This is a genomic window from Spirosoma fluminis (assembly GCF_054778895.1).
Map to the genome: position 1 here is coordinate 227748 of NZ_BAAGZD010000045.1, position 13301 is coordinate 241048.

Here is a 13301-nt window from a genome sequence, read left to right on the forward strand (position 1 = left end):
ATTTATGTAAAAATTAGACCTTATTTGATGCTCAATGAGCATTTCGTCTTAAAGACACCTTGATTACCAGTTCTTTTACGGTACAACACTTAGGTCATCAATTGCTAGCCAAAGAATCATCTTTATTGCTTTCTTTTCAGTTGGTAATCGTTCGAAAAATCGTCAATATATCCAAGACAAGGCACAATAGCTCTGCGCTATTAGTACCGGAGATCTTTGTGTGACGGAGCCGTGACCAGCTGGTCCAACGGGTGAAAAGAACTATTGAGTAATATTTTAGAAAGCCTTGATTGGGTTATACAGGGCTTCTTTTGTGCCGCAAACCAAGAGAAACAAGCATGTTTCCCATACATTATCTTTCTACAGAAAAATAACTTCCTTGTCGGTTCTGGCGTTGGTACCTTGAACACCATAGGTTGTAAATTAGCATCAAAAAGCCCGAACGGTTAAGTCCGGGCTTTTTTGTTCGTTAGCTGCAATTAGTTAGGCTTACGGCTTGACCACCTTAATGCTCAGCCGCTGAGCAGGAACATCATCCCCCGCTTCACTCACTACCAGTAAATGGTAGATACCACTAGTTTGAGCCTGCATATCCCAGTCAAGTAGCTGTTGAGCCTCGGCTTGCTGCCAGTGTTGTTGTCGAACCAAATGGCCTCGTAGATCAAGGAGCTTCACCTGTAACGAGCGGCCTTCGGCACCGCGTACCACTGCCCGCAGTTGATCCAACTGGATCGGGTTAGGCGCTATCTCCACCTGCAATGGCGTTTCTAACTGAGCCACTTCCCGAGCCCGGCAACTCGCGTCCACTGTTAAGCGGTAAGGGCCGTAGATAATCACAGTACCCGACTGATCAGTCACTTTGAGATAAAAATTTCCCTGAGTGTTCGATTGGGCGTTGATCAGGGTCAGACTGCTGGTCGCTGTACCCCGGAAGAGCTGGGGCGTCTCCATGATCTTGGGACTGGTGAGACTGTTTTTGAACCATTCGTACCGAACCGGCATACCTGTTACCACCACATTAATAACGGCCGACGCACTACGGCAAACGGTTGGGCTGTTGCCGCCGGTAACCGTCGTAGAGGCACTTGCTGTACAGCCATTGGCGTCACGTGCCGTCACGGAAAAGACCCCCGCCGTGGTAACCGTTGCTGTAGCACCATTGACTCCGCCCTGCTGAGCGGCTCCTGTACTGAAGGTGTACGAACTGCCCCCACTGGCGGTGAGCGTAACAGTGGCGTTAGTAAACGATAAGGGGCTGGTGTTACTTAAACTGACCGCTGATGAGAGGGCACTGCTGACCGTTGCGGTTGCCGTAGTCGTGCATCCACTTCCATTGCTAATCGTTGCCGTATACGTCCCCGGTGTACTCACCACGAACTGCCCTGTTGTGTTCACTTGACTGCTCTGGCCATTACTCAGTGTATAGGACGTACCACCCGTTGCGCTAGCGGTTAAATTGACTGTAGCCACCGAGCAAGTCAGCGTACCGCTGGTCAGGCTGGCATTCGTTGGTGCCGAAGTATTACTCGAAACTGTTGCAACGGCTGTAGTCGTACATCCGCTGGCGTTGGCGATGACGGCAGTGTAGCTGCCCTCCCTGCTGATGGTAAACATACCTGTGGTATTCGTCTGACTAGAAGCTCCCCCCCCTAACAAGGTGTAACTGGTTCCGCCCGTTGCGCTGGCTGTCAGCGTAGCCGAAGGGGTGGTGCAGGTTAAGGTGCCGCTGGTCAGGCTAGCATTGGTCGGCAGGGTGTTAATCGTTACATTACCGCTGGCGACCGTTGTGCTGATATTCGCCGAGGTCAATACCGTTGCTGTAAATGCGCCCGGTTCCGTTACCACCACACTGGTTACTACCGCCGTTGCCGATACGCCCGATGCCGTGGTACTGTTCGTACCATTGCTGATCGTATAGCTGTAGGTCTGGCCCGTGTTCAGGCCGGCTACGGTCAGCGACAAGTTAGCTGGGCTACCGGTGCAAACCGATGTGCTGGCAACAAGTGTGGCCGAAAGCAACGAGGTTAGGTTCAACCCTACTACGACCGGATCGTGGTCTGATGCTTTGAACGGATCAGGTGCATACAGCCCAGACTGGCTTTGCTTAAAGTTCGTATTGTAATCTAGTACGATTGGCTCATCGGAGTTAATGTGCCAGTCGGCTGATCCAGTTACCTGAGAAAGCATACTGGCGTTTGCGAACGCATAATCCAGGAAGCCAAACTGCCCATCGAAACTATACGAGTAATCAGAAGCCGGGCGAAGGCTGGTATAACCAGCTGCTGTCAGGCTGCGGATAGGGTCTTCCTGAGCATACGAGTTGAAATCCCCCAGCATCAGTACATCCGGATCGCCAGCCGTTGCTGTTACCGACGGTACGAAAGCGATTAAGGCATTGGCCTGTTGTACCCGACGGTTGTTAGAAGCCCCCTGACCATCATTCTGATCGGCATCAGCGCCCGAGCCACTTCCTTTCGACTTAAAGTGATTGACAATTACGCTAAACTTTGCGCCGTTACCGTTTTGCTGGAATGACTGCGCGACCGGTGGCCGGTCGAACACCGGGTCACTCGAGCTGATCGGCAAGCCAAGTGGCGTAACCGAAGCGGGTTTATAAATAAGCGCTACTTTAATGGCATCGGTACCCACCGCGTTCGGTGCTGGGTTAGGATCGTTCACCAGGTTAGCATCATTTACGAACGTAAAGCTACCAGCGCCCGATACGGCGTTGAGGCCGTCGACTAAGTTCTGAATGGCAGTTGTTCCGTTGTTTTCCATCTCAATCACGCCCAGAACATCCGGGTTAATGGCGGTAATGGCTGTAATGATCTTATCCCGCTGGCGCGTAAACTCTTCCGCTGTTTCGGCTCCCCTTGGCTCAAACGATACGCTACCTCCATTCGGAACGGTGACAATCGGGTTGTTGCTGGCTGGATTACTGTCTAAGTCAGTGAAGTAGTTCAAGACGTTAAATCCGGCAACTCGTAACGACCCCCCTACAGCTGGTGGTGTCGTCAAACGAGGACTGGTCGGGTTAAAGTTGACCGGCGTATTGGTTTGTATCCGGTACCCGTCAAACCGCTCATCGAGGACCCCCGTAATGCTGGCAACATCATCACCGGCGCGCAATGTGTTTGATGCGCTTAACGGGTTACCCCCACGTGCATGGATGATCGTTGGCGGGTTTTGCAAGCCGGATGCATCGTCAAGGATGATGAGCCGTCGGGCTACTGCGGCCAGGTAAGCGGCATTACCTGAAGCGCTGGGCGCATTGAACTGGGTGTACTGCTCAATGCGTGGATCGGTACCTGGTTGGTTCGTAGTAGGGTCAGTAGCTGCCAGCGTGACCTGGCCAAAACGCCCCAAATAGAAGTTATCCGTTACCGTCAGATTGCCCGTTGCAGCTTGTAGCTGCACCAGCATACTTTCGTACCGCTCCAGGTCTGACCGGCTGGCTACCGGCAAAGTGATGGTCGTGATGGTCGGCAGAGAGCTGGTTCCTAAATTGGTCAGGCTCGCGGCTGCTGTCAGCGTCAGTTGCGTCAGGCTGCTGTTCACGCCGTCGAAGTTGCTGGCAAACTCACCTACTGAACCCGTTACCCGAACTTTAGTACCGACACTTCCCATGAAGAACCCGCTTGGGTCATAAACCGTTATCGCTTCTGAAGTCGCCGGGTTTCCGTCGCTGTCGGCGTCTTCTTCCTGAACGTAGAAGCTATTCAGGCCGGTCGAGCCGGGGAATACCCGCGTGACAACACCCTCGATTGTACGTGTTCCCGTCAGCGCTGCGCTGGTGCCGGTGCCCTGGATGGCGCTAATGAGCGTAATACCGGCGGCAGAGGTCGTGTTGCTCACCGTACCCGTTACCGCTACCGTGGCTGTTGCACCACCGCCCGTGAACGTGATGGTACCGGCGTATGAACCGACTGACAACTCGCTCACTAAGCTAACGGAGAACAAAGTATTGGCTAGTGATGAAGCACTGTAGGCAACCGAAGCCGGAGAAACAGCGAAGGCTGTCGAAGAAGCGGTGGCTGTAATAAGACCTGCTGCGGGACTGAGATTACCTGCGCTCACTGTTACTATTTCCGATGCCGGACCACTGCCGACCGTATAGCTCAGGCTAACCGGGTTGGGGAGGGCAGCAATAAATGGCGTTGTGTTTGGGACAACTGAGCCAGTAATGCTAACGTTGTCAAATCGCCAGGTTCCGCCTGTTGCTTCAGACGCATAACCATAAATTCGGAACGTCACCGGGGAGATGATGTTACTCAGTGATGTAGCCGCCGTTTGGCTCCGGGGATTGGTGTCATCAGGAATAGAAATTTCTGAACCAGCATCGAAAAACGTGTTGCCGTCAATGCTATAACGTACTTGAGCATTGCGCACCCCCGTTCCTGAACGTCGTTCGGTGAAACCGATTCCAGTGACGTTGAGCGCATACCCTGAATTCGGAGTAATCGTAAATTGAATGTATTTGCCTGGGTCGAGGCCTCCCGTTGACCAGCCTTCCGCCGAGTAAGCAGCACCTGGAGTGGGATTATATCCAGCCGGGAACGTAATGTTTGTAACACCAGTAAAAGTCGCATTGCCAGCCGTTGCATTAGCCGAAACGCTGGCAGGGGTGTTTACTGACCCTTCGAAAGTCCATGTCGCCAGATTCCCGGATGGGATTACCAACGCATTGACCGTGCCGCTTACCGCCACATCCGTGCTTGCCGAACCGCTGATGTTCGTAACCGTACCGTTTACTACACCTAGTGCCGCCGTGGCAGACAGCCGGGTTGTAATGGTGGCATTAACGGATCCGGCGGTGCGCGTTAAAGTCAGGCTGTTCGCGAAGGTAGTACCATCCTGGCTGATTTCGTAACCTGCCGGTGCTGCCACGCTAACATCGGCGGTCAGATCGGAACCCGTCAGGCTGTAGGTCTGCAAAGTTGATGCAGTTCCCTGGGTAGCGGTGAAATTACTTAGTGTTGTCGGATTGGCCGTCAGCGTTGGGGTGCTGAACGCCGCGCCGAGCGTAGCAAAATCGCTGCGTGATTTCTTCCAGTTGTTTTGCGAGAGGTCTTTAGCAATCGTTCCGTCATTGTAGTACACACGGTCGCCGTTGTCCAGCACGAACTGAATTGAACTGGTGGGCGTCAGCGGAGAAGGCAGCTCCACAATCGACTCAATACTGCTGTCATTACCGCCCAGGCTGCTAAGGTCAGCACTCCGCAGCCCAGGTTTATCCGTTGGGTTTCCTGTCCAGGTGTAAAGCCGGAAGTCATTGGGAGCTGCGCCGAAAGCACCGAACGACCCCGCTACAATGACGTATTCGTTGCTGCTGTTCTTTTTGATTTCGCGGATGCCGCGACCACCCAGATCAAGCAAAATCGGAGCACCAAACGTAGCCGGACCGGTAGTTGGATTCGTCGTTACCAGTGAGGCAAAATTCGTCACCGGAACAATCAAGGCTTTGGTGCGATCGCTGACCGGTTCGATTGGCGCGCGGAACGCTACGTAAGCGGCTGAGTTATCGGGCGACGTAGTCAGCCCTTCAATGTTCAAGCCATTACTATTTTCACCGGGTACGCCTGTAGCCGTGCTCGCTGCCAGACCTAGATAATCAGCGCCCAGACCGTGCCCGTTCGACTGATCCCAGGCAATCATGTCGGTTTTAAGATTGTCGTACCGACCGACATACGACAACGTAGTGAAAGCCCCACTGCCTGTTACGTCCGTCGCGAATAAACGACTACGGTTCGGGCGATTATTGCCGTTATCTGATTTGTTGCTGTGCGAGCCAATCCAGTAAATCCGGTTGTCGACGCGCACTGACCCTTCGATATCGACCTCACGGGGCAAACCGTTGTCGAGCTGGGTCAGGCCGAGTGAGGACGTAAAGTCGAATGAATTGACCGGAAGCCCCGATTGCGAGCGGTTGTAAAGCTGCAGTCGCTGGCTTTCGTCATCAGCGACCAGCATATAATCTGCTCCGACGGCCTGCGCCGTCGATGCATCACTGGCACCCGTATGGAAGCGGCTGCTGGGCGTTGAAGCCGCTGAGGCCGCGTAGCTTATAGTGTAACTAGTTGCATTGCTGCCGTCCGTAACCGTGACCAATACATCTGAATAACCTACGCCGGTAGGTATAATCTTCAGATTACGACCAGCACCCGAGCCGGTCAGGTTCAGATTGGCTGTGGGAACTACCGCTTGGTTGCTGCTACTGGTTGTTAGAGTCAGGCTGTTCACGTCGGTGTCCGTATCGGCTAGTGTAAAGTCGATACCTAGGGTGCTAGCCGGATCAGTAGGGTCATTAATAACGCCACTAAGGTAGCCCGTTCCTGTGGTGGGCAGATTTATGTACGGTGAAGCCGTATTTTCGGCGATAGTTGGGGATGCCGTCAACTGTGGATCATTATCGATAACCGTAACTGATACCGGGACTGCGGCAAAACCGTTGTACGTCGCATCACTACTCGTAACTGCGTGTGTTATCTGCGCTGGGGTAGTGCCCTGATAAGCATTGTCATTAACTGCCGTAACCGTTACGGTTTGCGCCACGCTGTAGTTCGTTGGCGTAAACGTCAGCGGATTTGGCGAAACCGATAACCGCGAACCCGCCGATAAAGTAACCGTTACGTCAGCAGTTGGTTGGCTTGTTAGTTGTAGGGTATATGTATCATTGGCACCGCCTTCTGTCACCGTCGTGTTGTTTTCCAACTGAACTACCCGCACATTAACAAGGCTTGAGTTGTAGGTGCCAGGGTTACCGACATTATTAGTCGCCGAAGCGTAGGAACGCTGTGCATCCCCAGCGACAGAAAGTTGCCAGGCCGTAGCTGTAGTAGCCGACAAGTTAGCCGGTGTAGTCCAGGCACTGGCATTCTGTGTCCTGGGACCATTGCCCGCCTGGTCGTTGAAGGTTAACTGATCGACCGGTGTACCGTTTGCATTGTAAATATTGATGGCATCATTACGACCAAGATTATCGGTATTTCCGCCTAAAATTTTTACACTAGCAGGCAAAAACCACTCTGTGCGGAAAGCCTCAGCCGAACTCTGGGCAATAATGACACTTTCCCCGGGTTGTACCAGACCAAAACCGCTGAGACTAAGTCGAGGGTCACTTGGTGAACTATCGTCAAAACTCCAGCCAGTCATGTCAACTGCTGCATTACCAACGTTCGTTAGTTCGATAAATTCGCCACCAGGGTCCGCTCCATCATAGGCAAATTCTGTTATTTCGATTTTACCTGCCGGTGCTGCGTTGACTGCCACTGTTACGGTTGTCGCCGAGTTGTTACCTTCGTTACTTTCGGCAATGGCTCCGGATGGATCAACCAAGGCCGTACCACTGGTGAGGTTGCCCGTTACAATTGGTGTTACATTTACCGTGAGTGTAGTACTGGCTCCAGCCGTTAGTGAACCACCCGAAAAGGTAACCAAATTACCCGACTGGCTGTCCGTGAAACCGCTCGCACCCGCAGATGAATTATACGTAGCATTAACCGATGCGGGCAATTCAAATTGAGTGGTAATACCTGACGCATCTGCATTGCCCAGATTACTGACAACTAATGAATAGGCAAAGGGCTGATTAAGTAGGGTTGATGCAGGAGCTGACAAAGAAACGGTCAAGTCAGGTTGGGCAGCCGCCTGTGCTGATTGTGAAGTCACGTTGATCTCGTCAAGACGGATTTCAGGCCGGGTACCTCCATTGTTAGAAGCTATCTCGTAATAAACCCAGCGTAATTGGACCACTGGTAGGTTTTCTAAATCAACTGGTAGTGTAATCGGACCAAATGTCTGCGAATTTCCCGTCGTTGAAGAGGTATATAAACCACCCGAAACATTTGTGAAAGATCCAGATGTACCGATGCGATACTGAAGTTGTAACCCCCATGATCGAGGTGAGGGAGTACCATCGCCTGCCGTTATCGTTCCAGCTGTCCAGGAGACTTGAATCGTTGAGCGACCAATCGTCTTTAGGCCCAACACAGCATCGCCTAAAAATCGTGTGTTTGTAGCATTGCCTGAACTACAGTTATCATATTGAGCCGATCCGGTATTAATGAATCCAAGCCCATTGGCATCCCGTCCATTAATTCTAGGTCTGGCAGCGATGTTATATCCGCAGTTATAATCAGAAATTGGCAGTGAAGCGGCGGCCGGGCTGGCGGCACCAACAAAATGAAATACCATGTTGGCTGGGTAAGAACCAGCGGATGAGGTAGCGGGCCAGTTGGTGAAACTATAGGACCCCACCGAAAGGTCAAAGGGGTCGGGATTAGTCTGCGCCCGGGAGTACGAGGCTAGTCCAGCGTTTAATAGCATTCCTACAAACACAAACAGCCACTTCAGTGGCTGCGTTCGTATACTTCGTCTCATAAAGTTTATTGGATGATTATTTGCCCACAAAGCTACTCGAGCACTGAGGGTTTGACTGTTAATAGATTATTATGTTTAAGGGCTTGGACCGCTAAGCAGCGTAAAGGTATTTAGTCAAGGTAACCCCAGTCTTGATCACCTGTCCGGAAAGCGTCTGATTCGAATTTAGGGCCGGAGCGCAGATTTTACCCTCAATCAGCTACAAGTACTCGCCTACGGTCATACCGGAACCCTAAATCATTGAAAAGCATAAGTTGTTTGCTCTATTATCAATCTGTTAAGAATACTCAGCCCGTCCTACTTTACCCAAGACTGCTTTCTATATTTAGGTCAGCGACCAAATTAATCTGCACGCCCTTACTCGCATCATGAATTACCCAGTTGGGTTGAATAATCGCTGATTTAGGAATGAATAAACAAGGTTTAACGGCTCTGTTGTGGCTCAGCCTGATCACCATAGCCAAGTCGCAGCTGATCTACGCCCCGGCTCAAGCTCATTCACACAATGATTACGAGCAAACCATTCCATTCTGGCAGGCGTATGACCAGCAGTTTGGCTCCATCGAAGCAGACATCTACGCCCGCGACGGCCAGCTCTACGTGGCTCATACCCCAACTGATATTACGCCCACCCGCACCTTGGAGGCTCTGTACATCAACCCGATCGTTGAAAAAGTACGGGCGAATAGAGGGAAGGTATACGCCGATACGCCGTATGGGCTACAATGGCTGATCGACTTAAAAACGACCGCTCAGGTATCGTTGCCTTTGCTGGTACGTTCGTTGAGTGCCTATCCCGATATTTTTGGGATGAGTGGCCCGGTACGGGTTGTCGTGAGTGGTAATGTGCCGCCCCCTGACCAGTTTGCCATGTATCCCAACTGGATTCAGTTCGACGGTCGACCCGACGTTGCCTATACACCAGAACAATTAGCGCATGTTGGCCTTATCAGTCAGGACTTCACCAAGTATACGCGCTGGAACGGAAAAGGACTCATCGTTAAAAACGAGCGGGCGAAAATTCAGCAGGTTGTCGAGCAGGTGCATAAACAAGGCAAAAAGATTCGGTTCTGGGCAACCCCTGACAATGTGAATACCTGGAAAGCGCTGATGAACTTGGGCGTTGACTACATCAATACCGATCAGATTGCCGGGCTTGGGCAGTTTCTGCGGCAGCGCCAAACGGCCGAGTACCAGAACCCTAGCCCGCATGCCCTGTACCAGCCCACGTATCGTAATAACGACAACCGTAGCCGCGTCCGAAACGTAATTCTGCTGATTGGCGACGGTATGGGTCTGGCTCAGATTTACGCGGGCCTGACCGCCAATCGGGGCGATTTGAACCTGGCTATGCTCCTGAACATCGGTTTTTCGAAAACCAGCGCGGCCGATACTTACATCACCGATTCAGCGGCCGGAGGAACCGCCATGGCTACGGGGTACAAAACGAACAACCGCGCCATCGGCGTTGACTCGACGGGTAAATCGGTATCGGCAATCCCGATGCTGATCAAGCGATGGAACATGGCGAGTGGGCTTATATCGGCGGGATCAATTACTGACGCTACCCCGGCTGCTTTCTACGCGCACCAACCCGACCGCATGTTCGAACGGGAAATTGCTCATGATTTTCTACGTGAACCGGTTGACATACTTATTGGCGGTGGTTATCGATATTTTAACGAAGAGAACGTGTTGGATACACTTCGCCAGCGGGGTTATAAAATCGGTACCGCGTTCGGGCAACTAGATGGTTTGAAGCGTCCGTTTGTGCTTCTGGACGATCAGTCTGTCGTTGCGGTCAATAAAGGCCGGAAAGACTTTTTGCCCAAAAGCTTGCATAAAACACTAAACGAACTGCAAGCCAACAAAGCAGGCTTTTTTGTAATGGCGGAGGGCGCTCAGATTGACTACGGTGGCCACGCGAATGATGTACGCTACGTCGTGCAGGAGATGCTGGATTTCGACCAAGCCATTGGCGAGGCCATTCGATTTGCTGACTCGAACGGTGAAACCCTGGTGATCATCACGGCTGACCACGAAACGGGCGGGCTAAGCCTGCTGGACGGCGATCTAAAGCGTGGGTACGTCGATGGAAACTTTAGTACCAACGACCATTCGGGCATTATGGTGCCGGTATTTGCCTATGGTCCTCACTCGCTAGATTTCCGGGGCGTTTATGAAAACACTGAGATCCAGCGTAAGATCATGACCATTCTGCAGCAGTACCAGTCCACCAACCAGCCAGCTTCTCATTAACACCCAGCCCGCAATGAAACGTATTTTATCCACCCTACTTATTACGTCTGGTCTGGTTTCGGCTCAGGCCCAAACTCACAAAGATTATCCCCCCTCTGTTTACCCGGATCGAATCATCCTGGGCTGGCAGGCCAGTCCGGTCACATCGCAATCGGTCAACTGGCGAACCGATTCGACCGTGACCAATGCGGTTGGGGCCATTATAGAAGCAGATCCTTCGCCCGATCTAGCCAGTAAGGCAACAGTTGTACCAGCCGCTACCCAACGCGTCGTGATGGATGGAAAAACAGTGCTCTACCATTCTGTTCACTTCAACAACCTCAAACCCGCTACCCAGTATAGCTACCGAGTGGGCGATGGTTCACACTGGACGGAGTGGTTTCAGTTTAAAACCGCTCAAGACAAACCCGCTCCGTTTTCGTTTCTTTATTTTGGCGACGCGCAGAACGACATTCGGTCGCTTTGGTCGCGGGCCATTCGGGGCGCGTATTCCAAGCTGCCGACCGTAAGTTTGATGATTCATGCCGGCGATTTGATAAATAGCTCGAATGTTGACTGGCAGTGGGGCGAATGGTTTGAAGCTGGTGGCTGGATCAATAGTATGGTTCCCACGCTGGCTACCCCCGGCAACCATGAGTACTTCCGGGACGAGCAGGGCAAGCCAGTTGTGTCAAGACACTGGCGGCCTTCGTTTATACTTCCCACCAACGGACCGGCTGGCTTCGAAGAGACTGCGTATTATTTTGACTACCAAGGTACACGCTTTATTTCTCTAAACTCACAACTCGCCATAGCTGACTCATCGGCGATGACCACCCAGGCGAACTGGCTCGTAAAGGTTTTAACCGATAACCCCAATCGCTGGACCGTTGTCACGCATCATCATCCCATCTATTCAACGGCGAAAGGGCGCGACAACAGCAAATGGCGCGAACGAATGGAGCCGATCTACAGGCGACATAAAGTTGACCTAGTGTTGCAGGGCCACGATCATACCTATGGCCGAGGGCTAAACATGCCGTTGGGAAAGAGCCGAAAACATCCTGACGGACCGATTTACGTCGTATCGGTAAGTGGCCCTAAAATGTACGACATCGGCCTGCAGGACTGGATGGACCGGGCGGCTTCGAATACCCAACTATACCAGACCGTTTCAATCAATGGCGACAAGCTAACGTATCAGGCCTACACCGTAACGGGCGAACCCTACGATTCCTTTGAGATTGTCAAGAACGGCAAAGGGCAGAATACGCTCAACGATCAGGCTCCTATTCTGCCCCTCGAGCGGCTTGAATTACCCCTAGAGTATCAAAAAAAGTATAAGCCCGAGCAATTGGAGGAGTATCGGAACCGATTTCAGGAATACAAAGCGCGTAAACGCAAAGCGTCCAAAGGCCAGTAAACTGAATCAGGAAAAGAGGCTTAACAAGCAATCTAGGTAGTGGTCAGCCTCTTTTGTTTGGGCTTCGCCACAACCGTCATTTATTCCTGTATTCGGCTGTATACGCCCTGTTTTCTTCATCGTTCGCGGGTTCATCCACTAATGTAAATCCAATCGTATCAAATGTCGAGTGGTATAAATCAGCTTTAGAAATAGGTCTAAGCTTTCACCAACCGTCCAGTTAATTTTATAGCTCACGACCTCACTTGGTTAAATAAATCCATTTTGCCTTTTACTTGGTTATCTCAGTTAAGCGTATCAAGTAATAAAGAACATGGCCTATACCTTTAAGCCAGAAGGCTCGATTGCTCAGAACATTAATCGAATCCTTAGTGAAGAAGTTAAGGCAGCCTTTGAGGCCTTAACCAAACCGGGCCAGGCATCCGGCGAAACGATTCATAGTGTTCGAAAACGGATCAAAAAGATTAGAGCGCTTTTTCGCTTAGTTCGTAGTGAGCAGAAAGAAAAAGACTTCCAGCGCTTGAACCGTTATTACCGCGACATTGGTCATCAGCTATCCCAGCTAAGGGATGCCACCGTCATGATCAAAACACTGGACAAGCTTCGGGAAGCTCAGTCGGCTAGTATACCTACTCAGGTGTTCACCAGGCTTCATAAAGTGTTGGTCGATCAGCAAGACCAGGCAACTAAGGCGTTTTTTAAAGATCCGACTAAGATTGGGCAACTGGCCAAGGCCTTTACGCAAGCATCTCAGCGGGTGGAAGGCCTTGGTAAACGCCACAATGGCTTCCAAGTAGTGGCCCCTAATCTGAAAGAGATATACCGCCGGGCGCGTAAGGCGCTGAAAGTGTCTATGCATAATCCCAGTATTGACCATCTGCATGAGTTACGGAAGGAAGTAAAAACGCTTTGGTATCATACCCGGTTGCTGCAGCCCAGTTGGCCTGATCTGTTAAAAGCCTATGCGCATGAATTCGGTCGCCTGGGCGAACTGTTAGGCGAGGACCATGATTTTGGGGTGTTAGCACAACTGATTGAATCAGACCAGCTTTGGTTACGCAACCAACAAACAAAAAAAAGGGTGTTGCAAGGGTTGCACGAGCAACGTACCCGGTTGCAGGAGCAAATCTTTCCTTTAGCCAACCGATTACTGGCCGAGAAGCCAGGTGAGTTTGTGAAACGGATTCGCCTACCTTGGAAATTATGGCAACAGGAAGTCAGCCGGAAAAGACCGGACCAGCTTCAACCTGCTTAACACTTG

Annotated in this window: 4 protein-coding genes; 3 read left to right on the forward strand and 1 reads right to left on the reverse strand. The window is 51.6% G+C overall.

Going from position 1 to position 13301, the window contains the following annotated elements:
- Positions 1-489: 489 nt before the first annotated feature.
- Positions 490-7668, reverse strand: a complete 7179-nt coding sequence (locus ACYVBJ_RS28185) for an ExeM/NucH family extracellular endonuclease (protein WP_460985632.1) — start codon at positions 7666-7668, stop codon at positions 490-492.
- 1119 nt (positions 7669-8787) lie between these two features.
- Between ACYVBJ_RS28185 and ACYVBJ_RS28190 the strand changes: the two genes are divergently transcribed.
- From ACYVBJ_RS28190 to ACYVBJ_RS28200, 3 genes are all read left to right on the forward strand, one after another.
- The gene (locus ACYVBJ_RS28190; RefSeq protein WP_460985633.1) at positions 8788-10638 is read left to right on the forward strand and encodes an alkaline phosphatase; all 1851 of its coding nucleotides are present in this window, start codon (positions 8788-8790) and stop codon (positions 10636-10638) included.
- Between the two features lie 13 nt (positions 10639-10651).
- The gene (locus ACYVBJ_RS28195) at positions 10652-12040 is read left to right on the forward strand and encodes a purple acid phosphatase family protein (protein ID WP_460985634.1); all 1389 of its coding nucleotides are present in this window, start codon (positions 10652-10654) and stop codon (positions 12038-12040) included.
- 313 nt (positions 12041-12353) lie between these two features.
- Complete coding sequence (locus ACYVBJ_RS28200) at positions 12354-13295, forward strand: CHAD domain-containing protein (RefSeq protein WP_460985635.1); 942 nt, start codon at positions 12354-12356, stop codon at positions 13293-13295.
- Positions 13296-13301: the final 6 nt, after the last annotated feature.

Coding starts and splice junctions, on each gene's coding strand:
- ACYVBJ_RS28190 (WP_460985633.1), top strand. CDS start 8,788: ATGAATAAACAAGGTTTAACGGCTCTGTTGTGGCTCAGCCTGATCACC.
- ACYVBJ_RS28195 (WP_460985634.1), top strand. CDS start 10,652: ATGAAACGTATTTTATCCACCCTACTTATTACGTCTGGTCTGGTTTCG.
- ACYVBJ_RS28200 (WP_460985635.1), top strand. CDS start 12,354: ATGGCCTATACCTTTAAGCCAGAAGGCTCGATTGCTCAGAACATTAAT.